Here is a 16041-nt window from a genome sequence, read left to right as displayed (position 1 = left end):
CCAGCAATGGTCATATCTTATTTCCGAATTACGTTATTTTGCTTTTGTGACGCCAACGATATATCACAACTTATTGTTTAAATTAGCAAATTACAGACATGCGAAAACCGTCCGCGGAATATTTCCCGCAGACGGTTTTATCTTAGAAAATAATTAAATGCCGAGCGCTTTTTTACCGGCGTTAATTACCTCGATAATTTTATCGGTGTCATAAATACAGCCTTTCCAGGTGCCGCCGCTCACCGACTGCAGCGCCGCCCACAGCCGGGTATCGTCCGGCAAAAAGTCGTGGGCGTGCAGGTCCGGGTGCGTCTGCCGCATTGCCAGCTCGCGTGCCCCCTCCTCCGGCGTCAGCGGGTTGTCCGCGGTGCCGATAAAGTTCACGCTGCCCGTTAATGTCAGTCGGTCGACGGCTATCTCGATGATGTCGTTATCGCGCAGCTTGCCAATCGGCCCGCCCGCTAGCGCCTCCGGCGACACGTGGCCGAAGCAGGCGCCCGTCGACACGCCCGAGAAGCGCGCATCGGTGATTAACGACACCGTCTTGCCCCACGAGATATGCTTCAGCGCGGAGGTAAGCTGGTAGGTCTCTTCCATGCCGGTGCCGGACGGCCCGCCGCCGATCACCACCATGATATCGCCCTGCTTGATCTCTTCCCGCTTGATGGCCTTGATTGCCTGCGCTTCCGAGACAAACACCCGCGCCCGGCCGGTGTGGCGGTAAACGCCATCTTCACCGACGACCGACGGGTCGATCGCCGTGGCCTTGATTACCGAGCCTTCCGGCGCGATGTTGCCCGTCGGGAAGCAAACCGTTGAGGTCAGCCCTTTCGCTTTTGCCTTCTCCGGCGGCAGGATCACGTCATCCGGCTCCACACCGTCCTGCTCGCGCAGGCACTGGCGGAAGCGCTCACGGCGCTCGGAGGCCTGCCACCAGTCGAGGTTTTCGCCCACCGTCTGGCCGGTCACGGTCATGGCGTCCAGATGCAGAAGGCCAAGATCGCGCAGGTGAAGCATCACCTCCGGCACGCCGCCTGCCAGGAACGCGCGCACGGTCGGGTGATAGTCCGGGCCGTTGGGCAGCACGCTGACCAGGCGCGGCACCTTACGGTTGACGCGCGTCCAGTGCTCTACGTCTGGGATCGTGCAGCCCGCCGCGTGGGCGATGGCCGGGATGTGCAGCAGTAAATTGGTGGAGCCGCCGAACGCCGCGTGGATCACCATGGCGTTTTCGATGGCTTTATCGGTGAGGATATCGCGCGTGGTGATGCCACGGTTATCCAGCTCGCTCACCGCACGCGCCGACTGGCGGGCAATTTCCAGCCACACCGCCTGCCCGGACGGGGCCAGCGCGGAGTGCGGCAGCGCCAGACCCAGCGCTTCCGCCACCACCTGCGAGGTGCCCGCCGTGCCGAGGAACTGACACCCGCCGCCCGGCGAGGCGCAGGCGCGACAGCCCAGCTCGGCGGCCTCCTGCAGGGAGAGTTCGTGGTTGGCAAAGCGCGCGCCGATGGTCTGCACTTTGCCCGCATCTTCCCCCACGGTCGGCGGCAGCGTCGCCCCGCCCGGCACCAGAATGGTCGGCAGGTCGTGCATCGAGGCCAGCGCGATCATGGTGGCGGGCAGCCCTTTATCGCAGGTCGCGACGCCGATCACCGCCCGGCGCGTCGGGAGGGAACGGATCAGGCGGCGAAACACGATCGCCGCGTCGTTGCGGTACGGCAGGGAGTCGAACATGCCGTGCGTGCCCTGAGAGCGCCCGTCGCACGGATCGCTGACGAAGGCCGCAAACGGGATCCCGCCGTTGCGGGTGATCTCCTTCGCCGCCGCCTGCATCTGCATGCCGATCTCCCAGTGGCCGGTGTGGTAGCCCAGCGCAACCGGGCGTCCGTCCCCGGCGCGGATGCCGCCCTGGGTGCCGATGATCAGCACCTCTTTGCCGGTCAGCTTGTTGGCATCCCAGCCCATCCCGGCGTTCTGCGTCATGCCGAACAGGTTGCCGCTGGGGGATTCCATCACCATCTGCGGGGTCAGCGGCAGCGCGCCCTGTGGCCCCGCCGCGTGGGTGATCACCGCATAAAACGCATCGTCCTGTGGGGTAAAAATTTTCTCAATGGTCATCGTTATCGTCCGGCTCAGCAGAGCTTGAGCTGTTGTAACAGGGTTTTCAGCTGCGCCTTGCGCGGCTCGTCCAGCGGCGAGGCTGGCGGCAGGACGTGCGTGGAAATCGGACGACCGCAGAGCACAATCGCCTCTTTAATAACGTTCACAAACGGCGTATCCAGCTGATACATCTGCGGGATTTGCAGCAGGGTCTGATGATACTCAACCGCTTTCGCCACGTCGTTATCCCGCCAGGCTTTCAGAAGATTTACCGACACCTGTGGGGCAAAGTTGCCGCTGGCCGAAATCGCCCCGTCGCCGCCGAGCAGCAGGGTATTAAACAGATGATCGTCGTAGCCGCACAGCACGGTGAAGTGCGGATGGGCGCCTTTAACGGTGTGGATCATGCTGCGCAGGTGGGCGACGGAGTCGATGGTGTCTTTGATGCCGACGATGTTGCTGCGCGAGTCGGCCAGGGTTTTGACCAGCGCCGGGGTCAGATCCTGCCCGGTCAGCGCCGGGAAGTTATAGAGCATCACCGGCAGCGTGACGCTGTCCGCCACCTGCTCGAAATAGCGGATCAGGTTCGCTTCCGACACTTTCCAGTAGTAAGGGTTGATCACCACGATGCCGTCCGCCCCTGCCTGCTGCGCGTGCTGGCTCAGCTCAATGGTTTCCCGGGCGTTGGTGCCGCCGGTGCCGATCAGGACCGGCACGCGACGATCGACATGATCGATAGCAAATTGGGCAATGGTTTTACGCTCTTCGGCGCCGAGCTGGGAGAACTCGCCGCCGCTGCCCAGGAAAAACAGGCCGTCGACGCCTGCTTTGATCAGATCGTCGATCAGCGCGGCGGTGCCCTGCTTATCGAGCTGGCCATCGGCGGTAAAAATGGTGGAGACAGGGGGAATGATACCCGTGAACAACGCGGACTGCGGCATGTGATCTCCTTATTGAATCATTTTGTTCTACATTGTAGAACAGCGTTCGTTAAATTAACGATCATACTATGACGCAGGAAAAGCGCAGGTAAATGAGAGATGAGGAGGGAGTGCGGGAAGTTTAAGCTGGATCACATTATGCGTGGGTGCGGTCTGGTGCCCTCACCCCGGCCCTCCCCCACGGGGAGAGGGTGTAAAAGTTCCCTCTCCCCGTGGGAGAGGGTTAGGGTGAGGGAAAATTACTCCACCAGCATTTTAACAACCACTTTCCTGACCTTAGCAGGTGCCCCCACCGCGCACAGCGGCTTATGCACCTCACCCGGCCAGAACACCACAAAATCCCCTTCGCTCAGCACCACGGTTTTCTCCTGCTCGCCTTCCGGCAGGAACGCGATGTCTTTGTCCGCCAGCCAGTCGGTGTCCGGCGTACCGTGCGGCAGGGTACTGAAGGTCATCCCTTCCTGACCCTTCAGCACAATCTGAATATCCAGATAGCGTGCATGGTATTCAGCACGACGCTCGGCGAACGGCTGGGTCATGTCCTCCGAAACCAGATAAAACAGGCTGTTGCCATTGATGTCGTGCTTACCGGTCGGCGTTGCGTCGGTGACGTGGGCCTTAACGTGCTCAATGGCCTGGCGCAGCTCTTCTGGCAGCCAGGACTGGAGATGATGAATATTGCCAATAATCATGATACAACCCTCAGATTAAAACATTGTTTCATTTTCATGTTTTATACGAGAATTGCTTCTTCCATACCAGCCCTTTTTTGACAAGATTTGCGTCAGCGCATGTTTATCGGGAAATGTGTTAATCCACTGTTAATTGCACACAGGCATTTATGCAGTGGTTATGCATAACCTCATTTCATGCACTTTGCACATAGGGTCTAACTCACTGAATTTAAAACGTAACTCACAAAACCTGTTGGCATATCACACTTTATCACTTTGGTTATTTCCTTTAAAAATCCATAATTATTTATTGATTTATCTTAAGTGAAAAATAGTTAACTGTCATTATTGCATAGCTATTCCCGAATCAACATTTTATCTATTAAAATCAACCATATAACTAAATATTTCAAAACGTGTAATTCTACAAAATAATAACAAACTCAAATATTGCCACCCGTTCCTGCTTAGCTATTCATCCCGTAATAATATGAAATTAATCATTATCTGATACGAATCATGCAATTGAAAACAAACTCATCAATATCGGTTTTCGCGTGAGCAATGTCACAATAACCATTATTTAAGCGCCTACTATAACTCACGAAATCTATTGAGCTTAGCCGCCATGAAATTAAACACCTCACATGGCGCATGCCCTTTTTATTCTGAAAAAAGTTAAAGGAATAATTATGGAAAAGCATTACGTCGGTTCTGAAATTGGTCAATTGCGTAGCGTTATGCTGCACCGTCCTAATTTAAGTCTGAAACGGTTAACTCCCTCAAACTGTCAGGAGCTGTTATTTGATGACGTGCTCTCGGTTGAACGGGCGGGTGAAGAGCATGACATCTTCGCAAACACGCTGCGCGAGCAGGGTGTGGAAGTCCTCCTGTTGACCGACCTTCTTACGCAAACGCTTGATATTGCGGAAGCAAAAGCCTGGCTTCTTGAAACACAAATCTCCGACTATCGCCTGGGGCCAACCTTCGCCGCCGACGTACGCGGCTGGCTGGCGGATATGCCGCACCGCGAACTGGCGCGCAGGTTAAGCGGCGGATTAACCTACGGTGAAATTCCGGCGGCCATTAAAAATATGGTGGTCGATACCCACACGGCGAATGATTTTATTATGAAGCCGCTGCCGAACCACTTATTTACCCGCGATACCTCCTGCTGGATATATAACGGCGTCTCCATTAATCCGATGGCGAAACCCGCCCGCCAGCGTGAAACGAATAACCTGCGGGCAATATATCGCTGGCATCCCGCATTTGCCGACGGCGAGTTTATTAAGTATTTCGGCGACGAGAATATTAATTACGACCACGCCACTTTAGAAGGCGGCGACGTATTAGTCATTGGTCGCGGGGCGGTATTGATCGGCATGTCCGAACGCACCACCCCGCAGGGCGTGGAGTTCCTCGCTAACAGCCTGTTTAAACACCGCCAGGCCGAGCGCGTGATTGCCGTTGAGCTGCCAAAACACCGCTCCTGCATGCACCTCGACACCGTCATGACCCACATCGACGTGGATACCTTCTCCGTCTACCCGGAAGTGGTGCGCAAAGACGCCCAGTGCTGGACGCTCACCCCGGACGGCCGCGGCGGCCTGCTGCGCACCCAGGAAACCGACCTGCTGCACGCCATCGAGAAAGCGCTCGGCATTAACCAGGTACGTCTGATCACCACCGGCGGCGATGCCTTTGAAGCCGAACGCGAGCAGTGGAACGACGCTAACAACGTCCTGACCATCCGCCCGGGCGTGGTGATCGGCTACGAGCGCAACGTCTGGACCAACGAGAAGTACGACAAGGCGGGCATCACCGTGCTGCCGATCCCGGGCGACGAGCTGGGACGCGGTCGCGGCGGCGCACGCTGCATGAGCTGCCCACTGGAACGCGACGGAATTTAAAGGAGCCATCATGGAACGAAAACCCACTCTGGTTGTGGCCCTTGGCGGCAACGCGCTGCTCAAGCGCGGCGAACCGCTTGAAGCGGACATCCAGCGCCAGAACATCGAGCAGGCCGCCCGCACCATCGCCGGCTTAACGGAGCAGTGGCGCGTGGTGCTGGTGCACGGCAACGGCCCGCAGGTCGGACTGCTGGCGCTGCAAAACAGCGCCTACGACAAAGTCACGCCCTACCCGCTGGACGTTCTCGGCGCCGAAAGCCAGGGGATGATCGGCTACATGCTCCAGCAGGCGCTGAAAAACAATCTGCCCCAGCGCGAGGTCAGCGTCCTGCTCACGCAGGTGGAAGTGGACGCCGCCGACCCGGCCTTCAGTAACCCGACCAAGTACATCGGCCCGGTCTACAGCGAAGCCCAGGCAAAAACGCTGGCCGCGGAGAAAGGCTGGGTGTTTAAGGCCGACGGCAGCTACTTCCGCCGCGTGGTGCCCTCTCCGCAGCCGAAGCGCATTGTCGAGAGCGACGCCATCACGGCGCTTATCCAGCGCGACCATCTGGTGATCTGCAACGGCGGCGGCGGCGTGCCGGTGGTGGAAAACGCCAACGGCTATCGCGGCATTGAGGCGGTGATCGACAAAGACCTCTCCGCCGCCCTGCTGGCGCGCCAGATCGAGGCCGACGCCCTGCTGATCCTCACCGATGCCGACGCGGTGTACCTCGACTGGGGCAAGCCAACCCAACGTCCGCTGGCGCAGGTGACGCCTGAGCTGCTCAGAGGCATGCAGTTCGACGCCGGATCGATGGGGCCGAAAGTAGCCGCCTGCCGCGAGTTTGTTGAGGCCTGCGGCGGCATTGCCGGGATCGGCGCGCTGAATGACGGCGCGGAGATCCTGGCGGGCGAGAAAGGCACGTTGATTCGTAACTAAACCCCTCCCCTCACCCTAACCCTCTCCCGGAGGGAGAGGGAATGTAAGCCCCCCTCTCCCCGTGGGAGAGGGCCGGGGTGAGGGCATCAGACAGCTAACAATTTAAAAAGGATTTCCCCATGACCATTAACCTGAAAAACCGCAACTTCCTGAAACTGCTGGACTACACCCCGGCGGAGATCCAGTACCTGATTGACCTCGCCATCGAGCTCAAGGCCGCCAAAAAAGCCGGGCGCGAGAAGCAAACCCTGGTCGGGAAAAACATCGCCCTGATCTTTGAAAAAACCTCCACCCGCACCCGCTGCGCCTTCGAAGTGGGCGCGTTCGACCAGGGCGCGCAGGTCACCTATCTCGGCCCAAGCGGCTCGCAGATTGGCCATAAAGAGTCGATGAAAGACACCGCCCGCGTGCTGGGCCGCATGTATGACGGCATCGAATATCGCGGCTACGGCCAGGCCATCGTTGAAGAGCTGGGCGAGTACGCGGGGGTGCCGGTGTGGAACGGCCTGACCGACGAGTTCCACCCAACGCAAATTCTCGCCGATCTGATGACCATGCTGGAGCACTCCCCGGGCAAAACCCTGCCGGAGCTGAGCTTTGCCTATCTCGGCGACGCGCGCAACAACATGGGCAACTCGCTGATGGTCGGTGCGGCCAAGATGGGGATGGATATCCGCCTCGTGGCGCCGAAATCCTTCTGGCCGGAGGCAGGCCTGGTTGAGCAGTGCCGCGCCATTGCGAAAGAGACGGGCGCGCGCATCACCCTCACCGACGACGTGGAAGAAGGCGTGCAGGGGACCGATTTCCTCTACACCGACGTGTGGGTCTCCATGGGCGAGCCGAAGGAGGCCTGGGCCGAGCGCGTCAGCCTGATGAAGCCGTATCAGATAAACGCGCAGGTGATGAAGGCCACCGGTAACCCGAACGTCAAGTTCATGCACTGCCTGCCAGCGTTCCACAACGAGCACACCAAAGTGGGCCGCGAAATCGAAATGGCGTACGGCCTGAAGGGGCTGGAAGTGACGGAAGAGGTCTTCGAATCACCGAACTCCATCGTCTTCGACGAAGCAGAGAACCGCATGCACACCATTAAAGCGGTCATGGTGGCGACACTCGGCGACTAATCACCGCCCGGCGCGCCGCGGGGTGCGCCGGGTTCAGGAGAACATCATGGGCAAGTTCAAGTTTCCCTCCGCTTACACCATTCTCTTTTTTCTGATTGCCGTGGTTGCCGTGCTGACGTGGATTGTTCCGGCCGGGCAGTACCATATGGCAATGAACGAGGCGCTCGGTAAAGAAGTGCCGGTTGCTGGCACCTACGCGCACGTGGCAGCGCACCCGCAAGGTCTGGTCTCCGTGCTGATGGCGCCGATTGCCGGGCTGTACGATCCGGAATCCGGCCAGGCCGGAGCCATCGACGTGGCGCTGTTTATTCTGATCATCGGGGGATTCCTCGGGATCGTCACCAAAACCGGGGCGATTGACGCCGGGATCGAGCGTGTGACTACCCGGCTGCGCGGACGCGAAGAGTGGATGATCCCGATCCTGATGGCGCTGTTTGCCGCGGGCGGAACGATTTACGGCATGGCAGAAGAGTCGCTGCCCTTCTATACCTTACTGGTGCCGGTGATGCTGGCGGCGCGGTTCGATCCGGTGGTTGCGGCCTCTACCGTGTTGCTCGGCGCGGGGATCGGCACCCTCGGCTCCACCATCAACCCGTTCGCCACGGTGATCGCCGCCAACGCCGCCGGGATCCCCTTCACCAACGGCATCATGTTGCGCATCGCGCTGCTGGCGATCGGCTGGATCATCTGCGTGGCGTGGGTAATGCGTTACGCCCGTAAGGTGCGCAAGGATCCGTCGCTGTCGATCGTGGCGGATAAGCAGGAAGAGAACCGCGCCCACTTCCTCGGCAACAAGGGCGAGCAGTCGCTGGAGTTTACCCCGGTGCGCAAACTCATCCTGGTGATCTTCGCCCTCGCCTTTGCGGTGATGATCTACGGCGTGGCGGTGCTGGGCTGGTGGATGGCGGAGATCTCGGCGGTGTTCCTCGCCAGCGCGATTATCGTCGGGCTGATCGCCCGCATGAGCGAAGAGGAGCTGACCTCAACCTTTATCAACGGCGCGCGAGATTTGCTGGGCGTCGCGCTGATTATCGGCATCGCGCGCGGTATCGTAGTGATCATGGATAAGGGCATGATTACCCACACCATTTTGCACAGCGCCGAGGGAATGGTCACCGGATTGTCGACGGTGGCGTTCATCAACGTGATGTACTGGCTGGAAGTGGTGCTGTCGTTTCTTGTGCCTTCTTCGTCCGGCCTGGCCGTTCTGACGATGCCGATCATGGCGCCCCTTGCCGATTTCGCTAACGTCAACCGCGACCTGGTGGTTACGGCTTACCAGTCGGCGTCCGGCATCGTTAACCTGATCACTCCCACCTCTGCCGTCGTGATGGGCGGGCTGGCTATCGCCCGCGTGCCCTACGTGCGTTATCTGAAATGGGTCGCGCCGCTGCTGGGGATTTTAACGGTGGTGATTATGGTGGCGTTAAGCCTGGGCGCTTTGTTGTGATTTGCCGGATGGCGCTGCGCTTATCCGGCCTACGGATCGGTGCGGTGCCACCGGTTATTTCGGGAACTGATATGGGAACTATGATGGATTACGAAGAGTACTCTCCCAAAGAGCAACTACAGCTAACGGTCTGCCAGCGTCTGATCGCGGAAAAGAGCTATCTCTCCCAGGAAGAGATCCGCCGCGACTTACAGGAGCGGGGTTTTGAGACCATCAGCCAGTCCACCGTTTCACGTCTGCTCAAGTTGCTCGGTGTCATAAAAATTCGCAATGCCAAAGGGCTAAAGATTTATTCGCTGAATCCCCAGCTGCGCCCGGCCCCCGACGCGGCACGTACCGTCTCTGAAATGGTGGTGAGCGTGGAGCACAACAGCGAATTTATCCTTATCCATACCGTCGCCGGATATGGCCGCGCGGTGGCGCGTATTCTGGATTATCACCAGTTACCGGAAATTTTAGGCGTGGTGGCCGGAAGCAGTATTGTCTGGGTCGCGCCCCGCATAGTGAAGCGCACCGCGCTGGTGCATAAGCAAATTAATTATTTACTCAGAACGCATTAATATTCATAAAGAACCGTTTGCATTGAGTAAAGCGTGCATTAAATCGCTTGATCCCAAAAGCGAGCTGCGTATAATGCCCGACAATTTGCCGGGAGGAAGCATGGTCAAGCGTGTACGACATAACGTCTTACCGCGTCTGAAATCAGACGCTGGCCTGCCGTTTTTCTTCCCGTTGCTAAACCTATTCCCAGAGCCCCTCATTTGAGGGGCTTTTTTTTGCCCGGCGTCAGGAGATAAACATGAATCCGCTTTATCAAAAACACATCATTTCCATAAACGACCTCAGCCGCGAAGAGCTGGAACTAGTTCTGGAAACCGCGGCAAAACTGAAGGCCAATCCGCAACCGGAGCTGCTGAAGCACAAGGTGATTGCGAGCTGCTTCTTTGAAGCCTCGACCCGCACCCGCCTCTCCTTTGAGACCTCCATGCACCGCCTGGGCGCGAGCGTGGTGGGCTTCTCTGACAGCAGCAACACGTCGCTGGGTAAAAAAGGCGAGACCCTGGCGGATACCATTTCAGTGATCAGCACCTACGTCGACGCGATTGTGATGCGCCACCCGCAGGAGGGCGCGGCGCGTCTGGCGACCGAGTTTTCCGGCGGCATTCCGGTGCTGAACGCCGGTGACGGTGCCAACCAGCACCCGACGCAGACCCTGCTGGATCTGTTCACCATTCAGGAGACGCAGGGCACGCTTGAGAACCTGAACATCGCCATGGTCGGCGACCTGAAGTATGGCCGCACCGTCCACTCCCTGACCCAGGCGCTGGCGAAATTTAACGGCAACCGCTTCTTCTTCATCGCGCCGGACGCGCTGGCGATGCCGCAGTACATTCTCGATATGCTGGACGAAAAAGGCATCGCGTGGAGCCTGCATGCCAGCATCGAAGAGGTGATGGGCAACGTGGATATTCTCTACATGACCCGCGTGCAGAAAGAGCGTCTTGACCCATCCGAGTACGCCAACGTGAAGGCGCAGTTCGTACTGCGCGCCAGCGACCTCGAGGGCGCGCGCGACAACATGAAGGTGCTGCACCCGCTGCCGCGCATCGATGAGATCACCACAGACGTGGATAAAACGCCGCACGCCTGGTACTTCCAGCAGGCCGGAAACGGCATCTTCGCCCGCCAGGCGTTACTGGCACTGGTTCTGAATCGCGAATTAGCTCTGTAAGGGGAGACGACCATGACACACGATAACAAACTCCAGGTTGAAGCCATCAAGCGTGGCACCGTGATTGACCACATCCCTGCGCAGGTGGGCTTTAAGCTGCTGACGCTGTTCAAACTGACCGAAACCGACCAGCGCATCACCATCGGCCTGAACCTGCCGTCCGGCGAGATGGGCCGCAAAGACCTGATCAAGATCGAGAACACTTTCCTGACCGACGAGCAGGTTAACCAGCTGTCGCTGTACGCGCCGGACGCCACGGTTAACCGCATCGACGATTACGACGTGGTGGGCAAATCCCGCCCAAGCCTGCCGGATCGCATCGAAAGCGTGCTGGTCTGCCCGAACAGCAACTGCATCAGTCATGCTGAGCCGGTTTCCTCCAGTTTCGCAGTGAAAAAGCGCGCCAATGACATCGCACTCAAATGCAAATACTGCGAAAAAGAGTTTTCTCATTATGTGGTGCTGGCCAACTAATTGAGGTTGGTAATGAAATCCCGGCTGTTATAATGGCCGGGAACATTCTTAACGCTGTAATTCTGGAGAAAAAATGAGCAAAGTACTCGCGACGGAAAATGCACCAGCGGCTATCGGCCCATACGTTCAGGGCGTTGATCTGGGCAGCATGATCATCACTTCTGGCCAGATCCCGGTGAACCCAAAAACCGGTGAAGTACCTGCCGACGTAGCGGCGCAGGCGCGTCAGTCGCTGGAAAACGTGCAGGCGATCGTCGAATCTGCCGGTCTGAAAGTGGGCGATATCGTCAAAACCACCGTGTTCGTGAAAGATCTGAATGATTTTGCGACCGTTAACGCCACTTACGAAGCGTTCTTCACCGAGCACAACGCCGCCTTCCCGGCGCGCTCCTGTGTGGAAGTGGCGCGTCTGCCAAAAGACGTGAAAATTGAAATTGAAGCGATTGCCGTACGTCGCTAATTTATTTCAAGAAAGAGAAGGCAGCTCTGGCTGCCTTTTTTTATTTCGACCATTTTTACTCTCTCCGGGAAATGACGCATCCGCCACTCCATTAATAGACTGACGCTGCCTTGCTCTATTCTAATTAATGGATGATGAATGAAACTCTCTAAAATTGCGCTGGCGGTAACCACATTAACGGTTGCGTCTTCCGCACTTGCACACGGATATATAGAATCCCCTGCCAGCCGCGCTTATATGTGTAAGCTCGGCCAGAATACTGACTGTGGCTCTGTACAATATGAACCGCAGAGCGTAGAAAAGACCTCCGGCTTCCCGACGGGTGCGATGCCGCCTGACGGCCAGCTTGCCAGCGCCGGTATTGCCAGCTACTCCCAGCTTGATAAGCAGAGCCTGAACGCCTGGACCAAAAATCCCATGACGGCAGGCCCGCATGAATTTGTCTGGCACCATACCGCGCCGCATAAAACCACCAACTGGCGTTATTACATTACCAAACAAAACTGGGACCCCAATAAACCGCTGACCCGTGACCAGTTCGAATTAACGCCGTTCTGTACTATTAACGGAAATGGTCAGGCACCGGCGATGACAAAATCCATGACCTGTAATGTCCCGGAACGTACGGGCTACCAGGTTATTTATGGCGTGTGGGAAATTGCGGATACCGCAAACAGTTTCTATCAGGCCATTGACGTTGATTTCGGTAACGGCGGCAACGTCACGCCGGACGGCACCCCAGCGGTGATATCCCAGTGGAGTAAAACCCTGAGCGGACAGATTGCCGGGAATAACCTGAACACGGGCGATAAAGTGATTGCACGCTTCTTCGACGCCAACGGGGAAGTTGCCGCCCTGCGTACCGAGCTGACCATCGGCTCCGTTGCCCAGGGGGATGCGAACCAGTGGTCCTACGATCTGGCGCAGAAGATCAACGCCGCGTACAGCGATGTGCGTGTCGGGGTGAAGGATGAAGCGGGCGAAATTAGCCCGGTTCACGGCGCGAACAGCGTCTTCGTCAAAGACGGCAGCGCCCTCCAGTCCGTTGCGATTTCGTACGAAGAGCAGAAGGCGGAAGTGAATGAAACCATCGCTGTATCTAACCTGCACTACAGCAAAATCGAGAATGGCAAGGCATCCGTCACCTTCCACGTGAACACCAAAGGCGACGTGAACGTTGAAGCGCACGTGATGAACCACAGCGGTGCGGAAAAGGGGTATCTGAAGCAGGAGATGAATAACGCCAGCCAGGACGTGACCATGACCCTGACTGACGTCACGGCGGGGCACCATATGCTGAAATACTACGCCACCAACAAAGACGGCACCCTGTTCGCGCAGGACGTGCTGGATCTGATGCTGGAAAGCGACGCGGCGGACAGCAACGGCCCGCATGACTTTATCTTCCCGGATAACGTCGCGTCCTACAAAGCGGGCACCGTAGTGCTACAGCCGAAAGACGGTAAGACCTACGAATGCAGGCCTGTCCCGTTCAGCGGCTACTGCGTGCAGTACAGCCCAACCGCAAACCAGTTTGAACCAGGCGTGGGCGCGCACTGGAGAGAGGCATGGGTGTTGAAGAACTGAGTGATCTGATTCCCTCACCCTAACCCTCTCCCAAAGGGAGAGGGAATTTATACACCCTCTCCCTTTGGGAGAGGGCTGGGGTGAGGGTTCTTTACTACTGATTCCGCGTCGCGCGCAGCAGCGTTTCCAGCGGGTACACCGCCGCAATCACCACCTCGTCCTGAACCTTCGCCGCGTTATCCAGTTCGCTCTGGATCGACGCGATCTCTTTATCATCCAGCGTGCCCTGGCGCGCCACCAGATCCGTCAGCCGCAGGCCAATCGACGAAAGCTTGTCGACTTCCTGAATCACCGGCTTGATCGCCTTCAGCTGATAGCTGTTTTCGCTTAGCGCCAGCGCGTCGCTGGTGTTGCTCTGCCAGCGGTTGAAGACGTGGCGCAGCGCGTCGGCGCTTTCCGTGTCTTCCGCGTCGCTCACCAGACGGTCCGCCCATTTATTCATCTGACGCACGGTCGCACTTTCCGCGTTTAGCGCATCAGCGAGCCGGTTGAGCGGCTCAAACTGATGATAGTTTCCAGCCTGGAACTTAAGATGCTGGCGGGTGTAATACTGCGCCGGTTCAAGCGCCTGGGTGAGAATTTGCAGCGGCAGGGTATCCGCATTGTTGGCGAGGCGCGTGAACTGCACCTGCTGCTGGGTATGCTGCTGTAGTCCAGCCGACACCGTCGACCAGCTGTCCATCGCCTGGAGCCGGGTATACATGTTGTCGATGTCGTTGACGTCCTTCGCCGACCATAGCCGCTCCGCCACCGCAAAGGCGCGCGGCCACAGACGGATATCCAGCACCGGCGCAACCACGTTTTCCGCCCACAGCGCGGCTTCACCGCCGAGCAGATTGGCCTCGTTCGCCGGGTCCGGCACCACTGGCGGTATGCCTTTTGGGACCGCGTCCAGACGCGTGCCGCTAATCGGGTAGCGGGCGTTACCCACCTGGAAATAGCCGCTGAGCTTATCGTTCTCAACAGAAACGACCGGACGCGTTTCACCCATCCAGGTATCAACGGTAAACGTTACCTGATTGTCGTCCCGCCATTGAATGTTATCCACCGCCCGACGCGATTTCCCGGCAAAATCAATAAACCCGCGCCAGCCGGCATCCCCTTTCACTAGGGTGAAGCTCCCCTCCACCGGCTTGCCCTTCAGGCGCGGCATGGAGAAAGCCCAGCTCTGGACGCTGTCGGTGTCCGCTATCACATCCACGCCGTTCAGCCCCTGCGGCACAATTTCATTGCGGTAGTGGTAGGCGGTTGATTGCGGCTGATCGAGGTAGAAACCGGTTGAGAGAATGCCCTTATAACCGTTCTGCGCCACCTGCCCCAGCGCGTCCTGTCCCTGCCAGGACTGGATCAGAATGCTTTTCGGCAGATCGGGATGGTAGATCTCATCCCAGCCAACCATCTGCCGGTGGTGCTTCTCAAGGATCGTCTCCAGCTTGCGGTTGAAATACGCCTGCAACGCGTGGCTGTCCGCCAGTTTATTGTCGCGCATGAATCTCTGGATCGCAGCGTTCGCTTTCCACTGGCTGTCGTCAACCTCATCGCCGCCAATATGCAGATATGGATCCGGGAAGATCGCCGCCAGTTCGCTGACCATCGCGTCGGCAAAGGTATAAGTTGCCTCTTTGGTGGGATCCAGCACTGGCTTCAGCACGCCCCAGTGGCGCTCCATGGCGTACGGCCCCGGCGCGCTCATCAGCTCCGGGTAGGCGACGGCAATCGCCGAGGCGTGGCCCGGCATATCAATTTCCGGCACCACGCGTATGCCGCGCTCGGCAGCGTAACGCACAATCTCGCGCATCTGCTCAGGGGTGTAGAACAGCCCGTCGCTGGCAAGCTGGGTCAGCTTAGGGTAGCGCTTTGAGCTGAAGCGCCAGCCCTGATCGTCGGTCAAATGCCAGTGCAGCACGTTGAGCTTCGCCGCGGCCATGCCGTCGATCTGGCGTTTAATATCCGGAATCGGGAGGAAGTGGCGCGCCGAATCGAGCAGCAGCCCGCGCCACGGGAAGCGCGGCGAATCTTCAATGGTCACCCACGGGATCGAGGTGTTTTCGGCGCCGTTCTGCATCAGCTGAAGCAAGGTTTCCATGGCGCGCAGCGCGCCGAAGCGGGTATTGGCGGAGATATTTACGCCGTTGGCGTCCACCGTGAGTTTATAGCTCTCATCGCTGTCCGGCAGCGGCTGCGGCTTCACCTTTTTGGCGATGGCGATGCGGATGGTCGGCTTGTCAGGTTTTTCGGCCTGCGGCTGTAGCGTCCAGCCGGTTTGAAGGGCGATGCGCTGGCGCAGGCGGTTGACCGCATCCCCCAGATCGTCGCCACTTACGCTCACGGTGAGTTGATTGTTAAGCTCCAGCGCGCCCTGAGTGGTCGGGCGTTCAACCTTCGCAGGCCAGGGCATTAAGGGAAGGTCGCCTGCCGGTGCGGCAAAGGCGGAGGCGCCGAGCATGAGCCCGGCGGTTAAGAGACTGTACCGTAACATGAATGTTCCTTATCTGACGGGCCAAATACAGGCAAAACATTCTGTTAACATGCGCTCAAATTGTCGTCAAGCGAATGCGCCGACGGAGATCACAGGTTGTTGAATTTGGGAGGAAAGCCAGCTGCCGGGTGGCGGCTTCGCCTTACCCGGCCTACGTTCGGATCGTAGGCCCGGTAAGCGCA

The 16041-nt window shown here is 58.2% G+C and carries 14 protein-coding genes and 1 pseudogene; 10 read left to right on the top strand and 5 right to left on the bottom strand.

Annotation, left to right across the window (positions count from 1 at the left end; genetic code table 11):
* Window positions 1-153: 153 nt before the first annotated feature.
* The 3 genes from yagF to RY075_RS03145 form a co-directional block, all read right to left on the bottom strand.
* Window positions 154-2121, bottom strand: a complete 1968-nt coding sequence (gene yagF, locus RY075_RS03155) for a xylonate dehydratase YagF (RefSeq protein WP_232967442.1) — start codon at window positions 2119-2121, stop codon at window positions 154-156.
* Window positions 2122-2135: 14 nt separating this feature from the next.
* Window positions 2136-3044 (bottom strand): 2-keto-3-deoxygluconate aldolase, encoded by a 909-nt coding sequence (gene yagE, locus RY075_RS03150; protein WP_063868782.1) that lies wholly within the window; start codon window positions 3042-3044, stop codon window positions 2136-2138.
* A gap of 239 nt (window positions 3045-3283) precedes the next feature.
* Complete coding sequence (locus RY075_RS03145) at window positions 3284-3736, bottom strand: YhcH/YjgK/YiaL family protein (RefSeq protein ID WP_023315297.1); 453 nt, start codon at window positions 3734-3736, stop codon at window positions 3284-3286.
* Between the two features lie 674 nt (window positions 3737-4410).
* On the opposite strand from RY075_RS03145, the gene arcA reads away from it, so the two are divergent.
* From arcA to RY075_RS03120, 5 genes are all read left to right on the top strand, one after another.
* Window positions 4411-5631 carry an arginine deiminase gene (arcA, locus tag RY075_RS03140; RefSeq protein ID WP_023305333.1) on the top strand — a complete coding sequence of 407 codons (1221 nt, stop codon included), beginning with the start codon at window positions 4411-4413 and terminating at the stop codon, window positions 5629-5631.
* Window positions 5632-5641: 10 nt separating this feature from the next.
* Complete coding sequence (locus RY075_RS03135) at window positions 5642-6553, top strand: carbamate kinase (protein ID WP_003862918.1); 912 nt, start codon at window positions 5642-5644, stop codon at window positions 6551-6553.
* A gap of 119 nt (window positions 6554-6672) precedes the next feature.
* The gene (gene argF, locus RY075_RS03130) at window positions 6673-7677 is read left to right on the top strand and encodes an ornithine carbamoyltransferase (RefSeq protein WP_008501386.1); all 1005 of its coding nucleotides are present in this window, start codon (window positions 6673-6675) and stop codon (window positions 7675-7677) included.
* Between the two features lie 46 nt (window positions 7678-7723).
* Complete coding sequence (locus RY075_RS03125; protein ID WP_099543782.1) at window positions 7724-9127, top strand: YfcC family protein; 1404 nt, start codon at window positions 7724-7726, stop codon at window positions 9125-9127.
* A gap of 80 nt (window positions 9128-9207) precedes the next feature.
* Window positions 9208-9687 carry an ArgR family transcriptional regulator gene (locus RY075_RS03120; protein ID WP_032608385.1) on the top strand — a complete coding sequence of 160 codons (480 nt, stop codon included), beginning with the start codon at window positions 9208-9210 and terminating at the stop codon, window positions 9685-9687.
* On the opposite strand, the pseudogene RY075_RS03115 reads toward RY075_RS03120, so the two are convergent.
* A pseudogene (locus RY075_RS03115) lies at window positions 9684-9808 on the bottom strand (hypothetical protein). The gene RY075_RS03120 and the pseudogene RY075_RS03115 overlap by 4 nt on opposite strands.
* Here RY075_RS03115 and RY075_RS03110 point away from each other — a divergent pair.
* The 5 genes from RY075_RS03110 (at window position 9788) to gbpA (ending at window position 13380) form a co-directional block, all read left to right on the top strand.
* A complete protein-coding gene (locus RY075_RS03110; RefSeq protein ID WP_022646880.1) occupies window positions 9788-9892 on the top strand; it encodes a pyrBI operon leader peptide in 105 nt (34 codons plus the stop codon). The pseudogene RY075_RS03115 and the gene RY075_RS03110 sit on opposite strands and share 21 nt — an antisense overlap.
* A gap of 34 nt (window positions 9893-9926) precedes the next feature.
* Complete coding sequence (gene pyrB, locus RY075_RS03105; RefSeq protein ID WP_003863368.1) at window positions 9927-10859, top strand: aspartate carbamoyltransferase; 933 nt, start codon at window positions 9927-9929, stop codon at window positions 10857-10859.
* Between the two features lie 12 nt (window positions 10860-10871).
* A complete protein-coding gene (gene pyrI / locus RY075_RS03100; protein WP_003863370.1) occupies window positions 10872-11333 on the top strand; it encodes an aspartate carbamoyltransferase regulatory subunit in 462 nt (153 codons plus the stop codon).
* A 73-nt stretch (window positions 11334-11406) separates the two neighbouring features.
* Complete coding sequence (gene ridA / locus RY075_RS03095; RefSeq protein ID WP_058656238.1) at window positions 11407-11793, top strand: 2-iminobutanoate/2-iminopropanoate deaminase; 387 nt, start codon at window positions 11407-11409, stop codon at window positions 11791-11793.
* A 138-nt stretch (window positions 11794-11931) separates the two neighbouring features.
* Complete coding sequence (gene gbpA / locus RY075_RS03090) at window positions 11932-13380, top strand: N-acetylglucosamine-binding protein GbpA (protein ID WP_109948623.1); 1449 nt, start codon at window positions 11932-11934, stop codon at window positions 13378-13380.
* A 94-nt stretch (window positions 13381-13474) separates the two neighbouring features.
* On the opposite strand, the gene RY075_RS03085 is transcribed toward gbpA, so the two are convergent.
* Window positions 13475-15859, bottom strand: coding sequence for a family 20 glycosylhydrolase (locus tag RY075_RS03085; protein ID WP_063855360.1), 2385 nt, complete (start codon window positions 15857-15859; stop codon window positions 13475-13477).
* Between the last annotated feature and the right edge of the window lie 182 nt (window positions 15860-16041).

Source organism: Enterobacter sp. JJBC (genome assembly GCF_036936505.1).
Classification (GTDB): domain Bacteria; phylum Pseudomonadota; class Gammaproteobacteria; order Enterobacterales; family Enterobacteriaceae; genus Enterobacter; species Enterobacter hormaechei_C.
The sequence above is the reverse complement of the archived record's forward strand: the minus strand, read 5'-3'. Positions and strand labels throughout refer to the sequence as shown.

What these genes read in the sequence shown, in the direction of transcription:
- yagF (WP_232967442.1), bottom strand. Translation starts at nt 2,121, where the DNA reads ATGACCATTGAGAAAATTTTTACCCCACAGGACGATGCGTTTTATGCG.
- yagE (WP_063868782.1), bottom strand. Translation starts at nt 3,044, where the DNA reads ATGCCGCAGTCCGCGTTGTTCACGGGTATCATTCCCCCTGTCTCCACC.
- RY075_RS03145 (WP_023315297.1), bottom strand. Translation starts at nt 3,736, where the DNA reads ATGATTATTGGCAATATTCATCATCTCCAGTCCTGGCTGCCAGAAGAG.
- arcA (WP_023305333.1), top strand. Translation starts at nt 4,411, where the DNA reads ATGGAAAAGCATTACGTCGGTTCTGAAATTGGTCAATTGCGTAGCGTT.
- RY075_RS03135 (WP_003862918.1), top strand. Translation starts at nt 5,642, where the DNA reads ATGGAACGAAAACCCACTCTGGTTGTGGCCCTTGGCGGCAACGCGCTG.
- argF (WP_008501386.1), top strand. Translation starts at nt 6,673, where the DNA reads ATGACCATTAACCTGAAAAACCGCAACTTCCTGAAACTGCTGGACTAC.
- RY075_RS03125 (WP_099543782.1), top strand. Translation starts at nt 7,724, where the DNA reads ATGGGCAAGTTCAAGTTTCCCTCCGCTTACACCATTCTCTTTTTTCTG.
- RY075_RS03120 (WP_032608385.1), top strand. Translation starts at nt 9,208, where the DNA reads ATGATGGATTACGAAGAGTACTCTCCCAAAGAGCAACTACAGCTAACG.
- RY075_RS03110 (WP_022646880.1), top strand. Translation starts at nt 9,788, where the DNA reads ATGGTCAAGCGTGTACGACATAACGTCTTACCGCGTCTGAAATCAGAC.
- pyrB (WP_003863368.1), top strand. Translation starts at nt 9,927, where the DNA reads ATGAATCCGCTTTATCAAAAACACATCATTTCCATAAACGACCTCAGC.
- pyrI (WP_003863370.1), top strand. Translation starts at nt 10,872, where the DNA reads ATGACACACGATAACAAACTCCAGGTTGAAGCCATCAAGCGTGGCACC.
- ridA (WP_058656238.1), top strand. Translation starts at nt 11,407, where the DNA reads ATGAGCAAAGTACTCGCGACGGAAAATGCACCAGCGGCTATCGGCCCA.
- gbpA (WP_109948623.1), top strand. Translation starts at nt 11,932, where the DNA reads ATGAAACTCTCTAAAATTGCGCTGGCGGTAACCACATTAACGGTTGCG.
- RY075_RS03085 (WP_063855360.1), bottom strand. Translation starts at nt 15,859, where the DNA reads ATGTTACGGTACAGTCTCTTAACCGCCGGGCTCATGCTCGGCGCCTCC.